17 protein-coding genes and 2 pseudogenes are annotated in these 20049 nt (G+C 64.4%); 9 read left to right on the top strand and 10 right to left on the bottom strand.

Annotated features, from left to right (window positions below; all coding sequences use genetic code 11):
• Window positions 1-42: 42 nt before the first annotated feature.
• The 10 genes and pseudogenes from LY284_RS32200 to LY284_RS32160 all read right to left on the bottom strand — a co-directional run bounded on the left by LY284_RS32200 (window position 43) and on the right by LY284_RS32160 (window position 9530).
• On the bottom strand, window positions 43-1179 hold the full coding sequence (locus LY284_RS32200; RefSeq protein WP_233390410.1) for an NAD(P)/FAD-dependent oxidoreductase: 1137 nt from the start codon (window positions 1177-1179) through the stop codon (window positions 43-45).
• Window positions 1176-1385 carry a ferredoxin gene (locus LY284_RS32195; protein ID WP_045460514.1) on the bottom strand — a complete coding sequence of 70 codons (210 nt, stop codon included), beginning with the start codon at window positions 1383-1385 and terminating at the stop codon, window positions 1176-1178. Before LY284_RS32195 ends, LY284_RS32200 begins: the two co-directional genes overlap by 4 nt.
• On the bottom strand, window positions 1382-2557 hold the full coding sequence (locus LY284_RS39145; RefSeq protein ID WP_233390408.1) for a cytochrome P450: 1176 nt from the start codon (window positions 2555-2557) through the stop codon (window positions 1382-1384). The genes LY284_RS32195 and LY284_RS39145 overlap by 4 nt, the downstream gene beginning before the upstream one ends.
• A gap of 95 nt (window positions 2558-2652) precedes the next feature.
• Window positions 2653-3276: a TetR/AcrR family transcriptional regulator gene (locus LY284_RS32185; protein ID WP_233390406.1), complete on the bottom strand. Its 624-nt coding sequence runs from the start codon at window positions 3274-3276 to the stop codon at window positions 2653-2655.
• Window positions 3277-3388: 112 nt separating this feature from the next.
• Window positions 3389-3532 (bottom strand): annotated as a pseudogene (locus tag LY284_RS39340) (DapH/DapD/GlmU-related protein); the annotation flags it as partial.
• Between the two features lie 124 nt (window positions 3533-3656).
• On the bottom strand, window positions 3657-3932 hold the full coding sequence (locus LY284_RS39335; RefSeq protein ID WP_375294309.1) for a maltose acetyltransferase domain-containing protein: 276 nt from the start codon (window positions 3930-3932) through the stop codon (window positions 3657-3659).
• 300 nt (window positions 3933-4232) lie between these two features.
• A complete protein-coding gene (locus LY284_RS32175; protein WP_233390404.1) occupies window positions 4233-5930 on the bottom strand; it encodes an ABC transporter ATP-binding protein in 1698 nt (565 codons plus the stop codon).
• Window positions 5931-5946: 16 nt separating this feature from the next.
• The gene (locus LY284_RS32170; protein ID WP_233390402.1) at window positions 5947-6915 is read right to left on the bottom strand and encodes an ABC transporter permease; all 969 of its coding nucleotides are present in this window, start codon (window positions 6913-6915) and stop codon (window positions 5947-5949) included.
• A gap of 23 nt (window positions 6916-6938) precedes the next feature.
• A complete protein-coding gene (locus tag LY284_RS32165; RefSeq protein WP_233390400.1) occupies window positions 6939-7919 on the bottom strand; it encodes an ABC transporter permease in 981 nt (326 codons plus the stop codon).
• A gap of 12 nt (window positions 7920-7931) precedes the next feature.
• The gene (locus LY284_RS32160; RefSeq protein WP_233390398.1) at window positions 7932-9530 is read right to left on the bottom strand and encodes an ABC transporter substrate-binding protein; all 1599 of its coding nucleotides are present in this window, start codon (window positions 9528-9530) and stop codon (window positions 7932-7934) included.
• Between the two features lie 261 nt (window positions 9531-9791).
• Here LY284_RS32160 and LY284_RS32155 point away from each other — a divergent pair, with 261 nt between their 5' ends.
• From LY284_RS32155 to LY284_RS32115, 9 genes and pseudogenes are all read left to right on the top strand, one after another.
• Window positions 9792-11000 carry an LLM class flavin-dependent oxidoreductase gene (locus tag LY284_RS32155; protein ID WP_233390396.1) on the top strand — a complete coding sequence of 403 codons (1209 nt, stop codon included), beginning with the start codon at window positions 9792-9794 and terminating at the stop codon, window positions 10998-11000.
• Window positions 11001-11208: 208 nt separating this feature from the next.
• Window positions 11209-12777 (top strand): ABC transporter substrate-binding protein, encoded by a 1569-nt coding sequence (locus tag LY284_RS32150; protein WP_233390394.1) that lies wholly within the window; start codon window positions 11209-11211, stop codon window positions 12775-12777.
• 3 nt (window positions 12778-12780) lie between these two features.
• Window positions 12781-13701, top strand: a complete 921-nt coding sequence (locus LY284_RS32145) for an ABC transporter permease (RefSeq protein WP_233390391.1) — start codon at window positions 12781-12783, stop codon at window positions 13699-13701.
• The gene (locus LY284_RS32140; RefSeq protein WP_233390389.1) at window positions 13698-14495 is read left to right on the top strand and encodes an ABC transporter permease; all 798 of its coding nucleotides are present in this window, start codon (window positions 13698-13700) and stop codon (window positions 14493-14495) included. Before LY284_RS32145 ends, LY284_RS32140 begins: the two co-directional genes overlap by 4 nt.
• Window positions 14492-15487, top strand: a complete 996-nt coding sequence (locus LY284_RS32135; RefSeq protein WP_233390387.1) for an ABC transporter ATP-binding protein — start codon at window positions 14492-14494, stop codon at window positions 15485-15487. The genes LY284_RS32140 and LY284_RS32135 overlap by 4 nt, the downstream gene beginning before the upstream one ends.
• A complete protein-coding gene (locus LY284_RS32130; protein ID WP_233390385.1) occupies window positions 15484-16449 on the top strand; it encodes an ABC transporter ATP-binding protein in 966 nt (321 codons plus the stop codon). The genes LY284_RS32135 and LY284_RS32130 overlap by 4 nt, the downstream gene beginning before the upstream one ends.
• Before the next feature lie 3 nt (window positions 16450-16452).
• Window positions 16453-17844: an LLM class flavin-dependent oxidoreductase gene (locus LY284_RS32125; protein WP_233390382.1), complete on the top strand. Its 1392-nt coding sequence runs from the start codon at window positions 16453-16455 to the stop codon at window positions 17842-17844.
• Entirely contained in the window at window positions 17837-18676 is an 840-nt protein-coding gene (locus LY284_RS32120) for a TauD/TfdA family dioxygenase (protein ID WP_233390381.1), read from the top strand. The genes LY284_RS32125 and LY284_RS32120 overlap by 8 nt, the downstream gene beginning before the upstream one ends.
• Window positions 18673-20047 (top strand): annotated as a pseudogene (locus tag LY284_RS32115) (LLM class flavin-dependent oxidoreductase). The gene LY284_RS32120 and the pseudogene LY284_RS32115 overlap by 4 nt, the downstream one beginning before the upstream one ends.
• The last annotated feature ends 2 nt before the right edge of the window (window positions 20048-20049 follow it).

The following is a 20049-nucleotide window of genomic DNA, read 5'->3' as shown; positions in this document are numbered from 1 at the left end:
GCTCATACTTGATCTATCGCTAACGCCTGCCGGTTACACGCTTTACGCAGCCACGCGGCGCAGCTTCGGGATCGGAACGCGATAGTCGATCGCGACGGCAGTCGCTGTGCCGTTCGATTGCCGCCAGCGAAGCACGCCCTGTTCACCGGTGCCTTCCACGATTTCCGCCTCACCCGCAACCGGCGTTGGCCCAATGGCTTTTAGAGAGACACCAAAAGCCTCTGTCCAGAAGTACTGCTGGAATGCCAGTTCCGGAGCATCCCGCCTGAGAAGCGCGGCGGCGGCTACTTTCGCTTGATCGATGGCGCTCGTCCATAGCGGAACACGTGCGACGCGCCCCGCGTGCGGGAATGCGGCGACATCTCCCACCGCTGCAATGTTCGGGCGAACCAGGCCACGCCGGTCCACCTCGAGCGCGCCGCCAGTGAGCAGCCCGGTGTTGGCAAGCCACTCCACATTGGGGGCGTCGCCGATAGCAGAGACAATCACCTGTGCCTCGATTACCGTGCCGTCGCCGAGCGCCACCATGGATGCACCATCGCGCGTCACGATCTCCGCGGAGTCAGTCGTGACGATCTTCAGGCCCTGCGCGAGAGCCGCATCGTGGAACCGCGCCGCGAGCAATGCGCCGAGATGGTCAGCGAGCGGCACGCCTTTCGCAACGAGTGTCGTCGCGCATCTAGCCCCAATGGCGCCGGATGCGATCTCCATGCCGAGCGGGCCACCGCCCACCACCACGACCGAAGGCCTTGTCGAGAGTCGCGCCCGCAGCGCCAGCGCGTCGGCGAGCGTGCGAACGGTGTATTCAGTATTACTAGTGTTCAGGCCCAGGCGTCGGGCGCGCGTGCCGGTGGAGATCACCAGCGCGTCATACGGCACCTCGTCACCATCCGCAAGCCGCACGCGCTGCCGATCGACATCGAGACCCACGGCCGCCATGCCGCGCCGTTCGATTGCCCCGTGCGTCGCCGCCGGCAACAAGTGCGAAGTCAGATCATCCTGGTCGCGCAGCATGGCCTTGGACAAGGCCGGACGGCTGTATGGCGCGACCGGTTCGTCACCGATTACCGTGATGCGGCCATCGAATCCTTCGGCGCGAAGCGTGTCGCAAGCGGTCAATCCCGCGATGCCACTGCCCACCACTACGATATCGCGGACGGCATTTCGAAGGACACTCATCGCGTCGCCTCTTCGTCGACGAGCCTGAGCGCGGCTACCGGACAGACGCGGGCCGCAGCCTGGGCCGTCGCCAGGATCGCATCGCTGATTTCGTTGATATCGATCGCGGCATAGCCTTCATCGTCGATATGAAGAAGCTGTGCGGCCACTTCTACGCAGAGACCATGACCTTCGCAACGAGGGCGATCAAGAATGAGTTTGATCATACGGCCTCCAGCTCCATGACGGGGACGGTGTCGAACGACAACGTGATATTGCTCGGCACGCGGGCGACATTGCCGATGCGGAACGACTTGATTTGAGTCGCAAGCGCCTCGATGATTGCGGCACCCTCCATGCGGGCAAGGCCTTGGCCGGCGCAACCATGCGGGCCATAGCCAAAGGAGAGATGGTCGATCGGGTTGCGTGTCACGTCGAAGACTTCAGGATCCTTGTAATGGCGGGGGTCGTGGTTGCCCGCGCCCAGCATGATCGCAATGCGCGAGCCGCCCGGGATCTTCACGCCGCCGACTTCCACGTCTTGCGTCGCAACCCGGCTCCACACGTGGACAGGCGAGTAATAGCGCAGCACCTCGTTGAACGCCGAGGGAACCAGCGTGAGATCCTCGCGCACCTTGGCAAACTCTTCGGGAAAGCGCCCGAAGAGCGCGACGGTGTTGCCGATCGCGGCAAGCGTCGTGTCGAGGCCAGCGCCGAGATACTGGTGGATGATGTGACGTGCGGCGCCTTGGGGAATGATCCCTTTGCGCTCCGCCTCGAAAACACCCCAGCCGACGGAGCCGTGTGTGAGCGCGTCCTGGGTGATCTGCGAGCAGTAGCCGTAAAGTTCGCCCGCGATAGGGAAATGCTCTGCGGTGCGCTGATTCATCGGCCCGACGACTTCCATCGCGGCCTGCCCCCAGCGCAACATATTTGCCCTTGCGTCACCCTGGAAGCCCACGAGGTCGGCAACAACGCCGATCGGAAAGCGCCGGGCGATGTCGTCGATTGCGTCGAAGGAGGGTTGTTTTACAAGGCGGGCCACCAGTGCCTGCGCATTGGCCTTGATCTGCTCGCCCAGGCCACGCAGCGCCCGCGGCGTGAGGTTCTCGGAAAGGGCTGCGCGCAACTGGGTGTGCACCGGCGGATCGGAAGCCAGCGAGGTTCCCTGCAACGCCTGGTTCACGCCGTCGTTGAAGCCGATGCCCTGAGCGGAAGAAAATCGCGTCGGGTCGGCCAGCGCGTCCTTGATAACGTCGTAGCCAGTCAGGGCATAGAGTTTCGAGTGCGTGAGATAGACGACTTCGCCGAGTTCGCGCAATGCCCGATAGGACGGATAGGGATCGACGAGCACATCGTCGGCCCAAAGGTCGATGCCGGATTGGGGGACGCTAGTCACAGGCCATGCTCCACGTCGTTGATCATGGCCTGCATTATCAATTTCGCTTTACATCGTGTAAAGCGAAAGAATACCTTGATAGGGTAATCCCTGAATTAAGGTGCGCCCAGCAATTTCCACCACATTTCGGTCAGCACGTCGAGGGCCGGTTCCGTCGTCAGATCCAGATCGCCACGCATCCACGAGAGCGCGGTTTGGTCGAGCGCGACATAGGCCAATTCACCACGATAATGCCGCGTGTTCGGCTCATAGCGGTCGGCTGCATCAAGGCCTTCGCGGATGTCTGCCACCACCTCTTCGATCCAGCCACGCAGCAGCGCACGCATTTCAGCATCGACAGCGGAAGCTTCCGTTGCGGCCAGCACATAGGGCTTGATCGCCGGCCAGCGCGCAGCCTGGTCGCGCAGCCAGCCACCCAGTTGTTCGCGTGAGCCTTGGCGCACCACCGCGACCAGCAAACTGGCCGTGGAGTTGCGACCGGGTTCTTCACGCCGCTCAAGGATGCCGTTGAGTTCGTGAATCAACGCACGCATTAATTCCCGGCGCGACTCGAAGTGAGAGTAGAAGGTGACGCGGGTGGTGTTGGCGGCGGCGGCGATGTCATCGACTGTAGTGACCACGTAGCCGCGCGAAACAAATAACTCGAGCGCCGTTGAGAGGATGCGCTGCCGAGTCGCTTCCTTCTGAATTTCTCTTTGATTTTTGGGTTGCTTTGTCATGGCGGGAACGATAACCCCGATCATTGTTGTTCGACAACCCTCCTCTAACGCTCACGCGAAAATCGAGTTTCCAGTTCCTGACCACTCATGCGTGATCTTTGGCCGCCGACCGCACGCGTGCGGGATTGCCCACAGCAGTGGCGCCAGCCGGCACGTCGCGCGTGACGATGCTGCCTGCGCCGATCAATGCGTCGTCGCCAATCGTCACGCCCGGCAGAATGATCGCGCCCGCCCCGATCCAAACATTGCGTCCGATCCTCACAGGACGCCCGAATTCCAGCCCTGCCGCACGAACGGCCGGATCGCGAGGATGATCGGCGGTCAGAATCTGCACGCCGGTTGCAATCTGCGTCATGTCGCCGATCTCGACCTGAACGACATCAAGGATGATGCAGTTGTAATTGAGGAACACCCCCGCGCCCAGACTGATGTTGAAGCCATAAATCGCAATGAAACGGCGGGCGAATCATGGAGTCCGTTCCAATCGTGGCGAGTCTCTCTCGCAAGAGTTCGTATCTCTCCGAGAGCGGCATGTCGATGGCTCCGTTGAAGCGGGCCATCCATGCCCGGGCTGCCGCCTGATCGGCCTGAATCTCGGGTGCGTTCGCCGTGTACAGCTCTCCGGCGAGCATCTTTTCTTTCTCCGTTCTGCTCATGACACTCTCTCCAGTCGAGCGCATCGCTTGCGTCACTTCCACTCGGGGTACATGGCGTCTGACCCATGGAATGCTTAAACGTTCGAACTGTCGAAGCGCGCAATTGAGAAAGGGGCAAGAACAGGTGACGGCCCACCAGGACAGATCGAGGGCCGGCAAACCTTCCTTGGCATGGCGCGCCAAGAGCGCGGCGCGGTCCGGCACATGGACGTGATAACCGCGCTGCGTTTCGAGCGGCCTGAGCGCGCCGAGCGGCCATTGCGACGCGCAGATCCGCGCAGTCGGCGACGTGCACGGGTATCAAGCCGCCTGCGCATCGAATTGCCGCGACGGAACGGCGTCGAGCAGAGCGCGTGTATAAGCGTGCTGCGGCGAACGCCAGATCTCCCGATGACCGCCGCTTTCGACGATGCGGCCGCCGCACATCACATGCACGCGATCGGCGATATAGCGCACCACGGACAGATCATGCGAAATGAAGAGATAAGCGAGACCGAGATCGCGCTTGAGCTCGACGAGCAGATTCAGGATCTGCGCCTGAATCGACACATCCAGCGCGGACACCGGTTCATCGCAGATGAGCAACGCCGGTTCGAGAATCAACGCGCGTGCAATGCCGATCCGCTGCCGCTGTCCACCGGAAAACTCGTGCGGAAAGCGATTGAGCGCGGCGCCGGGCAGCCCCACCCGATCGAGCATCGCGGCGGCTCGGCCGCGCCGTGTGTGCGCATCGCCGATACCGTTGACCGCCATCACCGTCTCGAGAATCTCGCCCACGCTGCGCCGCGGATTGAGCGAAGCGTACGGGTCCTGGAACACCATCTGCACCTGACGCCGCAGCGGCCGCAACGCACGCTCGGAGAGCGGCGCGATATCCGTGCCGCCAAGGCGGATCGCGCCGCTCGTGGCCGGAACGAGACGCATGATGGCGCGGGAGAGCGTCGACTTGCCGCAACCCGATTCGCCGACGAGCCCCACCGTTTCCCCCCGCGCGATATCAAACGACACATCATCGACGGCGCGCATCACGCCCTTGCCATGCCGATGCGCATAGTCGACGGTCAGATTGCGTAGGGACAGCAGCGGCGCCCGCTCGTCCTCCGCCCCGGCCGGCTCGGGCGCAGCAGCGCGCCGCGCGAGAGGCGTCACGTTGAATGCGTGTTCGCCCTCGCCGGATGTCGTGTGGCGAATCTCGGGCAGCGTCCACTCGCGATAATGCAACCCGCTCGACACATTCAACGAGGTGCCGAGCAGGCCGCGCGTATAGGCATGCTTCGGCTGCAGGAACAACCGGGCGACCGGCGCCTCTTCCACCTTTTTGCCGGCGAGCATCACCGCCACGCGATCCGCATGCTCGCTCACCACGCCGAGGTCGTGCGTGATGAGCAGCAGCGACATCGACAGCTCCCGCCTCAGTTCGCCCAGCAGTTCGAGAATGCGGGCCTGAATGGTCACGTCGAGCGCGGTCGTCGGTTCGTCGGCGATCAGCAGGCGCGGACGGCAGGCCACGGCCATCGCGATCATCACACGCTGGCGCTGCCCGCCCGACAACTCGTGCGGATAGTCGGAGACACGCCGGTGCGGCTCCGGCACATGCACCAGGTCGAGCAGTTCGATGGCGCGTTTCCACGCCGCGTCTTTCGACAGGCGCTCATGCTGCCGCAAGGTCTCCACGATCTGCGCGCCGATCGACAGCACCGGATTGAGCGACGTCATCGGCTCCTGAAAGATCATCGAGATCTGGCCGCCGCGCACGTCGCGCATGTCGGCGGGGCTCAGATCGAGCAGCTCGCGCCCGTCGAAACGCACACTGCCGGACACGCGTCCCGGCGCAGGCAGCAGCCGCATGATCGACAGCGCCGTTGCGGACTTGCCGCAGCCGGATTCGCCCACGAGCGCGAGCGTTTCGCCAGCGGCGATATCCAGGTCGATGCCGCCTACCGCACGATGCGCGCCGAAATTCACACGCAGATCGCGCACTTCAAGCAGATTCTTCACGAATACCTCGGAATGGTCAGGCGCGATTGCGCAGGCGCGGATTGAGCGCGTCGTTCAGGCCGTCGCCGAGCAGATTCAGCGCAAGCACCGCCAGCACGATGGCGGCGCCCGGCAGCGCGGTCAGATACCACGCGGTGCGCAACGAATCGCGTCCCGCGCCGATCATGCCGCCCCAGCTCACCACGTTGGGGTCGCCCATGCCGAGAAACGACAGCGACGATTCGATGAGAATCGCGCTCGCCACCATCACGGACGCGGTGACGATCACCGGCGGCAGCGCATTCGGGAGGATCTCGCCGAAGATGATGCGCGCGCTGCTGAAGCCCTGGCTGCGCGCCGCGAGCACGAAGTCCGCATGACGCAGCGTGCGGAATTCGGCCCGCACGATGCGCGCGACCGTGGGCCACGACGCAATGCCGATCGCGAGCGCGATGACCTTCACGCCCGGATTGCCGATCGCCACGATAACGATCACGAGCAGAAACGAGGGCACCGTCTGGAACAGTTCGGTCACGCGCACGAGCAGATCGTCGAGCACGCCGCCGAAGAAGCCGCCCAACGCGCCGACGAGCGTGCCGATCAACAGCCCGATCGCCGCCGCCGACGCGCCGATCAGCAGCGAGACCCGCGTGCCGTGCGCAATGCCCGCGGCGACATCGCGTCCGAGCGAATCCGTGCCCAGACGATAGAGCGGATCGGTGCCCGGCCATTCGAAGGGCGCGGCGACCATATCGAGCGGATCGCCCGGAAAGAAGTGCGGCGCGCCGATAGCCAGCACGATAAACGCCGTCAGCAGCGCCAGGCCCGCCAGCGCAGACGGATTGCGCAACAACGCGCGCAGAACGGTATGCGTGCCGCGCGCCGCGCGCGGGGCGGCCGGGTCCTGTCCGTGGTGCGCGCCGAACAGCGCGCCCGTGAGCTGACGCCGCCATGCGGAGCCTGCGGAAGCGGATGCCGTAACGAGTTCGGATGATTCAGAAGCCATGCGTTACCCAGATGAAAGACGGTTCAGGCGATGCGCGGATCGAGCCAGGCCTGCAACAGATCGACGACCACGTTCGCCGCGATCACGAGCAGCGACGACAACAGCAGCACGCCCAGCAGCACGCTGAAGTCGCGCGCCATGACGGCGTCGAGCGCGAGACGCCCGAGGCCGGGCCAGCTGAACACCGTCTCGGTGACGGCTGCGCCGCCGAGCAGCGTGCCGAAGTGGATGCCCACCATCGTGGTGAGCGGCATCAATGCATTGCGCAGCACGTGGCGCACGCTCACACGCAGCGGATGCAGCCCCTTGGCATGAGCGGTGCGCACGAAGTCCTGACGCTGCACTTCGAGCATCGCGGCGCGCGTAAGGCGCGCGTAGATCGCCACGAAGAAAGTAGCGAGCGTCGCGGCGGGAAGCAGCACGTGCCTGAGGACATCGGTGAGATAGGCGAAGCCATGCAGTTGCGCGCCGACCGTGACGTCGCCGCCGCTCGGCAGCCAGCCGAGATGCACCGAGAACAGCACGATGGCGAGCAGCCCGATCCAGAAGCCGGGCGTCGAGTAAAGCAGCAACGCCAGCACCGACAGCACGCGATCCGGCCACTTGCCGGCCCAGTGCGCCATGATCGCGCCGAGCACCACGCCGACGATGATGGCGAGCGTGAGCGCCGTGCCCATCAGGATCAGCGTATTCGGCAGCCGCCCGAGAATCAACTCCATCACCGGCGCGTCGTAGCGCGGCGAATAGCCGAGGCTGAAATGCGAGAGATGCGAAAGATAAGACCACAACTGATGCAGCACCGGCTGGTCGAGACCGAACTTCGCACGCAGCGACGCGATCGTTTCCGCCGTCGCCGAGCCGGACTCGCCGGCCAGCACGTCGGCGGCGTCGCCGGGCATCAACCGGAGCAGGAAGAAGTTGAGGATCACGATGGCGAGCACGGTCGGCACAGCCTGCCATGCGGTGCGTCGCGCGATTGCGGCAAGGCGCGTGCGTCGGTTCATCGCGCGAACTCCTCAGGCGCTCAGCCAGACATCGGCGAGATTGCCTTCGAGCCCTTGCGCCGATACCGTGTGATTGCGCACGCGCCGGTTGGCGAGCGTAATCATGCGCGGCGCGACGAGATTCAGGATCGGCAGGTCGCGGTACACGATCTGCTGAAACTGCTGATAGAGCGCCACGCGCTTCTTCTCATCGGTCTCGATCGACGCCGATTCAAGCAGCGTGTCCACTTCCGCGTTGCTGTAATGCGGCGCGTTCGAGAACGGCACGCCGGGTCGAATGTTCTTCGACCAGTAAAGGCGCTGCACGCCGACGCTCGGATCGAACAATGTATTCACCCCTATGCTCGTGAAACCGAACTGCCGGTCCGCGTAGACGCGCTTGAGAAACGAAGGCAGATCCTGCGAGCGCACGGTCACGTCGATGCCCACACGCGCGAGCGCCGATTTCACGTAATCGGCCTGACGGCGGTACATATCGCCATAAGGCAGGAAATCGTGCGTCAGTTGAAAGCGCGGGCCGCCGTTCTTGCGCGGATAACCCGCGGCGTCGAGCAGCTTCTCCGCGTTCGCGATATCGAATGCGTAGGGCGTGAGCTTCCCGTCGTGGTACGGCGATCCCGGCGTGATCGGCGTCGGCGAGATATCGGCATAGCCGTAGGCGATCGTCTTCTGCACGACCTGCGGATTGATGGCATGAGCGATGGCCTGCCGCACGCGCACATCTTTCAGGATCGGATGATCGAGATTGAAGTCGATCTCCGAAAGCGGCTCCAGAAAGCGATAACCACGCGTCTCCACCGCGAGTTGCGGCAATTGCGTGAGACGCGGCAGATCCGAAAGCGGCACGGGATTTTCCCCGCCGAGATCGAGCGCGCCGGTTTCAAACGCGGCAGAGCGCGCGGCCGCATCGGGAATCACCTTGAACACGAGCGAGTCGATATACGGTTTGCCCGCATCCCAGTACTCCGGATTGCGTTCGTAGACGATGCTCGCGCCACGCGTCCACGACTTGAAGCGGAATGGCCCGGTGCCGATAGGCGCATTGTTATGCGGGTTCGAGAGCGGATCGCCGCTTGCGTAGAGATGCTTCGGCACGATCGGCGATTCGCCGGCGGACAGCGCCTTCAACAGATACGGCGCGGGCTTCGACAATTCGATGATCGCGGTGCGTGTGTCGGGCGTCGACACGCGCGTGACGTTGGCGAAGGTGCTGCGCCCACGCGGGTGAATCGATTTCAGAAGCTCGATGGAGAACGCGACATCCGCCGACGTGAATGGCTCTCCGTCGTGCCACTTCACGTTCTGACGCAGCGTGAACGTGTACTTGAGACCGTCCGGGCTCACGTTCCACGCGGTCGCGAGCTGTGGCTTCGGCTTCAGATCGAAGTCGTACGCGAGCAGGCCCTCGAGCACCTTGGAGCTCGCGACGAGCGCGGGACCTGTCGTCTGAAAGATCGAGACGAGCACGGGCGGCTCGGGGTTGATGAGCATGTTGAGTGTGCCGCCGCGCCTGGGCGGGGCGTCTTGCGCGTATGCGAGCGAAGACAGGCCGGCGGACGCGAGCGCCACGCCTGATGAAACCAGAAAATCGCGTCGATTGAAGCCTGTCATGTAATGCCGTTCCTTTCTGTTCGTTGTTCGATGACGGCATATGACGCGCCGAAGCGATCACGATAGAACGGCGTTGCGTGCGCGTGAACCAACGGTTGCGCATATGAAAAGCAAGGCGTGTCGAAAAGCATGTGACGTGGACTGCAATACCGCGTGTCCAAAACAATCCACAAATGATTCTTTGTCTGCGAGTGTGAGCGCGTGCTTAACTCTCGTGCTCCGATGCGCGACGCCGATCGGTCAACCTTCTGGACATGCAACATGAGCGAGACAACGTACTCCGCGTACTCCGAGCCGCATGCAACGCAATCACGCGCGAGCGCGTTCGTGGACGTCGCGTCACCCGTGCAGTTTCCCGACAGTCCGGTGTCGCGCGTGTTCGCGCAGCCGCTCATGCTCGGCCTCTTCCTGCCGATCCAGGCGGGCGGCTGGAGCGCCTCCACCCTGCCGCGCACGACCGACTGGTCTTTCGACTACAACGCCGATCTCGTGCTGAAGGCCGAATCGCTCGGCTTCGATCTCGTGTTCGCGCTGTCGCAATGGCTGCCGAAAGGGGGTTACGGCGGTGTCTTCAACGGCGAGGCGCTCGATTCCTTCATGACGCTCGCGGCGCTCACCGCACGCACCGAGCGCATCATTCTCGCCGCGACCAGCCACGTGCTATACGGCCCGTGGCATCCGCTGCACTTCGCGAAGTTCACCGCGACGCTCGACCACATCTCGCGCGGACGCTGGGCCATCAACGTCGTGACGGGACATCGCGCGGTCGAGCACGAGATGTTCGGCTGGAACCGGATCGAGCACGACCGGCGCTACGAGATGGCCGCCGAGTTCATCGACGCCGTCCAGCAGCTCTGGGCGCAACGCGAGAACTTCACGTTCGAACCGGAGCTATCGAGCTGGAAGCTGAATGGCGCGTTCGTCACGCCCAAGCCTCGCTATGGCCGGCCACTGCTCATCAACGCGACGGGTTCGGACGCGGGCATCGAGTTCGCCGCGCGTTATTCGGATGTCGTGTTCATCACGAGCCCGGCGGGACCGGACATCGATCGCGCGCTGGAGGCGCTGCCCGCGCACGCCGCGCGTGTGAAAGCCGCCGCCGCGAGGCATGGCCGCACAATCCGCACGCTGCTCAACCCGCTCGTCGTGTGCCGCGAGACGGCGGCCGAAGCGCGAGCGTATCGCGATGCGATCGTCGCGCACGCCGACGAAGGCAGCTTCCAGCGCTTCGACAGCGACGCGCACGCGTGGCGCGGCGGCATGGATCAGCGCACTCAGGCCGCGGCGCGCGCGGTGGGCGGCAACGTCTCGATCACGGGATCGCCGGAGGAAGTGGCCGACACCATCGTGCGTCTGCATCGCGCCGGCATCGACGGCGTGCAGTTGAGCTTCTTCGATTTCAAGCCCGACCTCGACTTCTTCGGCGCGCGCGTGCTGCCGCTGTTGCGCGAAGCGGGCCTGCGACACTGATCTCTCCGAGGGTATCGAAGAAAAATCGCCTCTTGCGCCGATTGCTCTGCATAACGACGCAACGCGTGAAATCGACCTGATTGCCGACTCGATATCGATATCTCTTTTCGTCGTTTCGGATTCTAAAGCGCGCGCGTCATCATATTCCCTTCATCAGCCGGCTTCTCCAACCAAAAAAGGGCGCGCCCGCCCAACAACAGACCAACCTATGCGCACGTTCTCGTCGGTCCTTCGCGGACTGGTCTTCGCCGCCGCCTTGTCCGGTGCTTTCATCCTGCCGGCGCACGCCGCGAGCACGGCGCCCGCCCTCGATCGCGACACGGTCGTGATCGGCGTCGAAAAGGAGTTCTATAACCTCGACGGACTCGTTGCCGTGAGCGGCGATTCGCTTCGCTACGGCTGGCAGATCTACGACACGCTCTACGGGTTCGACCAGAAAGGCAATCTCGTGCCGCGCCTGGCGACAAGCGTGAGCGTTTCCGACGACGCGCGCGTGTTCACCTACAAGCTGCGTCCCAACGTCCGGTTCCATAACGGTGCGACGCTCACCTCGCGCGACGTGAAGGCATCGCTCGAACACGTGCTCGATCCGCGCAGCAAGAGCACGCGGCGGCCGTTCTTCGCGCCGGTCGTCGAGGCGGTCGAGACGCCCGACGATCTCACCGTCGTCTTCAAACTGAAGCAGCCGGATGGCGCATTCGCCAACAAGGTCGCGGGCTATCTCTATGTCATTCCGTCCGACTATCTCGCGAGCCTGCCGAATCCGGATGCGTTCGCGCAAAAGCCGGTATCGCTCGGCCCGTACAAGTTCAAGTCGCTCGCTCCCGGCGGCAGCGAGCTCGTGCTCGAACGCTTCGACGACTATTGGGGCGAGAAGCCGCGCGTGAAGACGCTGATCTTCCGCGCGATCACCGAGCCGGCGAGCCGCGTCAATGCGGTGTTGCGCGGTGAAGTCGATCTCTCGGTGGCGCTGCCGTTCTCGGACTATGCGCGTCTCCGGAAGGAAAGCGGGCTCGACGTGATCGAGAGCCGCGTCGCGTCCCCCGTCTACGTGCGCGTCTACACCACCGACAAGAACTCGCCCTTCTCCAATGTCCAGGTCCGTCAGGCGTTGAGCTACGCGCTCGACACCAACGCGATCATCAAGAGCGTGCTGTACGGCGTGGGCGAGCCGCTCGGCACGATGATCTCGAACTACTATCCCTACGGCGCGGATCGTTCGATCAAGCCGTATCCGTACGATCCCGCGAAGGCACGCGCGCTGCTTGCGCAGGCCGGCTATCCGAAGGGTTTCGAGACCACCCTCAACATTCAGGGCGACATGCCGCAAGGCGTCGCGGAAGCGCTCGCGGCGTACTGGGGGCAAGTCGGGGTGAAGGTCAAGCTCAATCGCCTGACGTATGCGACCTTCCAGCGCCTGAACAACACGCACACGTCCGGCCCGCTCGCGCTGAGCCAGTTCACCAACGCGCTGTACGACCCTGTGCATCCGGTGGGCGGCGCGTTCGCATCGAACGGAAGCTGGTCCGACTATTCGAATCCGAAAGTCGATGCCCTGCTCGCCGATGTCTCGCGCGTCAGCGACACGAAGCAGCGCGGCGCAGTGTTCCAGAAGATCGGCCGCGAACTGCACGACGATGCCGCCGCGTTCTTCATCTCCGAGTTCACCTACGTGTATGCGAAGAAGAAGACGCTGCAATGGCAGCCGCAGCAAGGCGGCGGCTTCCTGAACTTCCGCACGATCCAGTGGACGCCGCAAGCGGTGGCCGGGAACTGAGCGATGTCCGCTTATCTCCTGCGCCGCATCGGCTCGGCACTGCTCACGGTGTGGCTGATGTCGGTGCTGATCTTCGTCCTGGTGCGCATGGTGGGCGATCCCGCCTATCTGCTGATGCCGCCCGAAGCGACCGAGGCCGACCGCCAGATCTTTCGCGAGCAACTCGGCCTCGCCGATCCCGTTCCGCTGCAATACGCGCGTTTTCTCGCGGGTCTCTTGCGCGGCGACATGGGCAACTCCTTTCACTTCGGCGCACCCGCGCTCTCGATGGCGCTGAGCCGGCTCGCGTCGAGTCTTCTGCTCGTCGGGGTTTCGCTGACGCTGGCGCTGGCTATCGGCTTGTCGCTGGGCGTCGTGTCGGCGGTGCGCCGCGGCGGGTGGATCGACCGGCTGACATCGATCTTCGCGGTGCTCGGGCAGGCCGCGCCGCCCTTCTTCGTCGCGTTGTTGCTGATTCGGCTCTTTTCCGTGCAGTGGGGCTGGCTGCCGACCGGCGGACACGGCTCGTGGCGTCATCTGATCCTGCCCGTGTGCGCGCTCGCGTGGTACTCCGCCGCCGGCATCGCACGGCTCACGCGTGCCAACTTGCTTATGGTGCTCGAAGCCGACTACATCCGCATGGCGCGCATCAAGGGGCTGCCTGAGCGTGTCGTGGTCGGAACGCATGCGCTGCGCAATACGGCGCTGCCGATCGTTGCGTTCACGGCTTCGCAGTTCGGCGTGCTGATTGGCGGCGCGGTCGCGATCGAAACGGTATTCTCGTGGCCCGGCTTCGGCAGTCTGATGGTCGAGGCCATCAGCACGCTCGATTTCACCGTCGTGCAGGCGGCCGTGATCGTGTCCGTACTGCTCTTCGTCTCGATCAATCTTGCGGTCGACGTGCTCTACGCGCTCGTCGGTCCGCGCATTCGGTATCGGCAATGAGCATGCGATTCGTCCTGTTCGGCGGCCTGCTTGTCGCGATCGTCGCGGCATCCGCGTGCGCGCCCTGGCTCTCGGCCGTCGATCCGAACGCGATCGATCTGTCCGCGACCTTCCAGCCGCCGAACTGGCATCACTGGTTCGGCACCGACCAGATGGGCCGCGACGTCTTCGCGCGCACGCTCTACGGCGGACGCATTTCGCTCGCCATCGCGTTCTGCGCGGTGTTGCTGGCGGGCTTCTCGGGCGCGCTCGCGGGCCTCCTGTCGGCGTATGTCGGCGGACGTTTCGATGCCGCGCTGATGCGCATCGTCGATGCGCAATACGCGTTGCCGCCTGTGTTCCTCGCGATGCTGATCGTCGGCATCTGCGGACCGAGCATGACGAACATCGTGATCGTGGTGACGCTCGCGAACTGGGGACGCTTCGCCCGCATCATCCGCGCCGAGGCGCTCAGCCTGCGCGAACGCGACTTCATTCTGATCGCGAAGCTGGCCGGCGCGACGCCGCTGCATGTCGCACTGCGGCATCTGTTGCCCAATGTGCGCAGCACCTTTGCAGTGCTGCTGACGCTGGACATCGGCCTCGTGATCTTCATGGAAGCGGCATTGAGCTTCGTCGGGCTGGGCGTGCAACCGCCCGATCCGTCGTGGGGCGGCATGATCGCCGACGGCCGCAATTATCTCGATACCGCCTGGTGGCTGTCCGCGCTGCCGGGGCTCGTGCTGATCGCCACCGTGCTCGCGAGCAACCGCATCGGCGAATCGCTGCAACGCGACGAAGGAGCGGTGCGATGAGCGTGCTGAGCGTGCATGACCTCGCCGTTGAAACCGGGCACGCGCGGCTTGTCGATGGCGTGAGTTTTTCCGTGAAAGCCGGCCGCACGCTCGGTCTCGTCGGCGAATCCGGCTCGGGCAAGAGCGTGACGTGCCTGTCGGTGCTCGGCCTGCCGCCGCGCGGCGTGCGCGTCACCGAAGGACGCATCCTGTTCGACGGCGACGACCTGCGCGCGAAGACGCCCGCCGAACTGAACGCGTTGCGCGGGCGCGAGATCGGCATGATTCTTCAGGACCCGATGACCTCGCTCAATCCGCTGCTCACGGTCGGCCGGCAGATCACCGAGATGTTCAGCTATCGCGACGGCATGACGAGCCGCAAGGAACGCGAGACCCGCGCCATCGAACTGCTGCGGCGCGTGCGCATTCCCGCGCCGGAAAGCCGCCTGCATAGCTATCCGCATCAGTTCAGCGGCGGCATGCGCCAGCGCGTGGCCATCGCCATGAATATCGCGTGCAACCCTCGCCTCCTGATTGCCGACGAGCCGACCACCGCGCTCGACGTCACCGTGCGCCTGCAGATTCTCGATCTGCTGCGCGAAGTGCAGGCCGAACGCGGCACGGCGATCGTGCTCGTCACGCACGATCTGCACCTGGTGCGCCGCTATTGCGACGATGTCGCCGTGATGTACGCGGGACGCATCGTCGAACAAGGGCCGGTCGGCGATGTATTCGCGCGGCCGCGACATCCATACACCAAGGGTCTGCTCGGCGCCGTGCCGCGTCTGCGCGACCCGCAGCATCGGCTCACGGTGATTCCCGGTCAGCCGCCCTTGCCGGGCAGCATCGCGCAGGGATGCCGCTTCGCGCCGCGTTGTCCCGGTGCACGGGCCGACTGCATGAACGCTTATCCCGCGACGCGCACGATCGACACCCATCGCAGCGTCGCGTGTTTTCATCCCGAGCCGGACGAAAGAACGGCTGAGGTTCTTCTCGTGGCGGCCACCTCATGAACGCTCTCGAAGTGTCGGACATCCAGCGCGCCTTTCCCCTGCGCGGCGGCCTTTTCGCCAAACCGAAACTGCTGCGCGCGGTGGAGCACGCGTCCTTAGCGCTGCCGCGCGGCGGCACGTTCGGTCTGGTCGGGGAATCGGGATCGGGCAAATCGACGCTCGCGAAAATCATCCTCGGCGCCGACGAGCCGACGCACGGCGAAGTGCGCTTCGGCACGCGCGTATTCGGCAAGCGCACGAGCGACAGCGACCGGCGCTGGCGGCAACGCGCGGTGCAGGCCGTGCTGCAAGACCCGTTCGGCTCGCTCGATCCGCAGATGAACGTCGGCGATATCGTGCTCGAACCGTTGCGCATCCAGCAAAGCGGCTTAGTGAAAGAGGCCCTGCAAAAGCGTCTCGATGCACTGCTCGCCCAGGTCGGCTTGCCGGCGGAATTCAAGCGCCGCCGTCCCGCCGAACTGAGCGGCGGTCAGCGCCAGCGCGTTGCGATCGCGCGTGCGCTCGTGCTGGAGCCGGAGATTCTCGTGCTCGACGAGCCGGTCTCCGCGCTCGATGTCTCTATCCAGGCGCAAGTCCTCAATCTGCTGAAGGACCTTCAGGACGCGCTTGGTCTCTCCTATCTGCTGATCTCGCACGATCTCGCCGTGGTCGCGTTCATGAGCAGCCATATCGGCGTGCTCTATCTCGGCCGCTTCATGGAGCAAGGCACGCGCGAGGACATCGTGGAGCGCGCGGCGCATCCGTACACCCATGCGCTGATCGCCGCATCCGAGCCGGATGCGCCCGACGTGCGCGTGATCGGTGGCGAAATTCCGTCGCCGCTCGCGCCGCCTGCCGGATGCGTCTTTCATACCCGTTGCCCCGCCGCGCGCGATCCATGCCGCGTCGATGCGCCGCCCGAGCGACACCTGTCCGCAACGCATCGCGTGACGTGTCATTTTCCGATCACACCGAAAGCTTGAGCCATGTCTAAAGAGATTCGCATCAACGCGTTCCTGGCCTTCGCACCGACGCATCTTTCGCCCGGACTCTGGGCGCATCCGCGCGACCGCGCACTCGACTACAACGCGCTCTCGCTCTGGACCGATCTCGCGCGCACGGCCGAACGCGGCGGCTACGACGCACTCTTCTTCGCCGACGGCATCAGCCAGTACGACGTCTACGGCGGATCGAACGCGGCCGGCGTGCGCTGGGGCCTGCAGTTCCCGCGTCTCGATCCGCTGCTGCTCGTCTCCGCGATGGCGCAAGTCACCGAGCATCTCGGCTTCGCCGTGACGAGCAGCGTGAGCTATGAGGCGCCGTTCCTGTTCGCGCGGCGCATGTCGACGCTCGATCATCTGACGCGCGGACGCATCGGCTGGAACATCGTCACGAGCTTCGGACAAAGCGGCTCGCGCGCGATTGGCCAGCCCGATGCCCGTCCGCACGACGAGCGCTACGACCTCGCCGACGAGTACATGGAGATCGTCTATCGGCTGTGGGAAGAGAGCTGGGAAGACGGCGCGGCGGTGCGCGACCGCGATGCGCGCATCTTCGCGGATCCGCGCCGCGTGCATGAGATCCGTCATGAAGGCCGCTTCTTTTCGATGCAAGGCACGCATTATTCCGAGCCTTCGCCGCAGCGCACGCCGCTGCTCTATCAGGCGGGCACGTCGAACCGCGGCAAGGAGTTCGCCGCGCGTCACGCCGAATGCGTGTTTCTCAGTTCGCCGACCGCGCATCTGGTCGCGCGCGATGTCGCCGACGTGCGTGCGCGCGCCGCCGCGCTCGGCCGCGATCCGGCATCGGTGCTGTTCTTTTCGCTCGCGACCGTGATCGTCGCGCCGACCACCGAAGAAGCGCAAGCGAAATGGCAGGACATTCAGCGCCACGTGAGCCTCGAAGGCGCGCTTGCCTTGTTCTCGCGCTGGAGCGGAATCGACCTGTCGAAATACAGCCCGGACGATCCTTTGCAATACGTGAAGAGCGAAGGCATGCAGTCGGCGATCGAAGCCTTCACCGTCGCCGATCCCGAGCGCGTGTGGACTATCGGCGAGCTGGCGATCTTCAATGCGATCGGCGGCAAGGGGCCGGTGTTCATCGGCTCGCCCGCGCAGGTCGCGGATGCGCTCGAAAGCTGGAAAGCGCAAACCGGCGTCGACGGCTTCAATCTCAGTCATGCGCTGCTGCCGGGCACACACGAGGACTTCGTCGATCTCGTCGTCCCGGAGCTGCGGCGTCGCGGCATCTACAAACAGGCTTACACCAAGGGCACGTTGCGAGAAAAACTCTACGGCGAAGGCCACGCGCATCTGCGCGCGCCGCATCCGGCGGCGGCTCATCGCGCCGCTCACATCGAGGAACACACTCATGCTTGATACCGCATACGAAAGCATCACCGTGCAGCCGCTCACGCGTCATATCGGCGCGCTGATCGGCGGCATCGATCTGACGCGGCCGCTCGCGCAACAGCAGATCGCGGACGTGCGCCGTGCGCTGCTCGCGCATCAGGTCATCTTCTTTCGCGATCAGCCGATCACGCTCGATCAGCATCTCGCGCTCGGCCGGCACTTCGGCACGCTGCACGTGCATCCGAACAGTCCCGGTCCGCACGGCTATCCGGAGATACTGACCATTCATAGCGATGAGACGACGAAGCGCGTCGCCGGCGACCGCTGGCATTCCGATGTCTCGTGCGACGAAGCGCCCCCGATGGGCAGCATCCTGCATCTGCATACGCTGCCGTCGCACGGCGGCGACACGCTCTTTTCCAGCTCGTACGCGGTGTATGAATCGTTGTCACCCGGTTTGCGCACCTATCTCGAAGGTCTGACCGCGACGCACGATGGCGAGCCGACCTATCGTCACCGCAACCGGCTGCGCGGCATCGACGACACCGGCAAGAAGTTTCCCCGCGCCTCGCATCCGGTCGTGCGCACGCATCCGGAAACGGGCCGCAAGGGCATCTTCGTGAATTCGAACTTCACGACACATATCGACAACGTGTCCGCCGCCGAGAGCGAAGGCATTCTGCGCCTCTTGTACGAACGCTTCGCGTCGCCGGAGTTTCAGGTGCGCTTTCGCTGGGAGCCGCATTCCATTGCCTTCTGGGACAACCGCGCCGTGCAGCATCTGGCCGTATGGGACTACTACCCGGAAGTGCGCTCGGGCTATCGCGTGACGATCAACGGAGACAAGCCGTTCCTATGAGCCCGAAGAAGGAAATACGCGTCAACGCCTTCGCATTGCACAGCCCGGTGCATCATTCGCCGGGCATGTGGCGGCATCCGCGCGACCGCTCGCTGCACTACAACACGCTCGATTACTGGGTCGATCTGGCAAAGACGCTCGAACGCGGGCTGATCGATTCGCTCTTCATGGCCGACAGCATCGGCGTGAACGATGTGTTTGGCGGCAGCATCGACACCGCGCTGCGCCACGGCGCGCAGGTGCCCAAGCAGGACCCGATGATGGCGCTCTCCGCGATGGCCTACGCCACGCAGCATCTCGGCCTGTGCGTGACGAGCAACGCGAACCACGAGCCGCCCTATGTGTTCGCGCGCCGCATGTCGACGCTCGATCATCTGACGCGCGGGCGCATCGGCTGGAACATCGTGACGGGCTTCGCGCAAAGCAGCGTGAAGGTGCTCGGCAAGGACGGCATCGCCTCGCGCGACGAGCGCTACGACATCGCCGACGAATACATGGATGTCGTCTACAAGCTCTGGGAAAGCAGTTGGGAGGATGGCGCGAACGTGCGCGATACGGCCACAGGTATTTTCGCGGACCCGTCGAAGGTGCATCGCGTCGATCATCAGGGCAAATACTTCAGGGTGCAGGGCATCCACATGACCGAGCCTTCGCCGCAACGCACGCCCGTGCTGTTTCAGGCGGGATCGTCGGCGCGCGGGCAGCGCTTCGCGGGACGTCATGCGGAAGGTATCTATTTGAGCGGACCGAGCAAGAAGGGTGCTGACGCCGGTCGTCGCGGGAACGCGGGCCGAAGCCGTGAAAGCCGGACGCGATGCGGGCGATATCCAGTTCTTCACGATGGCGACCATCATCACCGGCCGCACATCGAAAGAGGCGCGCGACAAGTACGAGGACTATCGCCGCTATGTGACGCCGGAAGCCGCGCTCGCGATGTTCTCGGGCTGGACCGGCATCGACTTCTCGACCTACGACCCCGACGAGCCGATCCGCTACATGCAGCTCGACGCGGGCACGTCGTCGGCGCTCGAAGGTTTCACGAAGCTCGATCCCGAGCGCGTGTGGACGGTGCGAGAGCTTGCGCTGCACAACGCGATCGGAGGGCGCGGGCCGGTGTTCATCGGCGCGTCGGACGAGGTGGCGAGCGCGCTCGAGGAATGGGTCGATGAAACCGGCATCGACGGCTTCAACCTGAGCTATGCCGTCACCCCGGAAGCGTACGAGGATTTCGCGGATTTCATCGTGCCCGAACTACAGGCGCGCGGCCGCTACAAGACCGGCTACGCCCCCGGCACGCTGCGCGAAAAACTCGGCGGTACGGGCAGCCGGCTGAACGACCGCCACCCCGGCGCGGCGTTTCGCCTTCGATAACA

The sequence above is a fragment of the Caballeronia sp. PC1 genome (genome assembly GCF_021353155.1).
GTDB lineage: Bacteria > Pseudomonadota > Gammaproteobacteria > Burkholderiales > Burkholderiaceae > Caballeronia > Caballeronia cordobensis.
The sequence above is the reverse complement of the archived record's forward strand: the minus strand, read 5'-3'. Positions and strand labels throughout refer to the sequence as shown.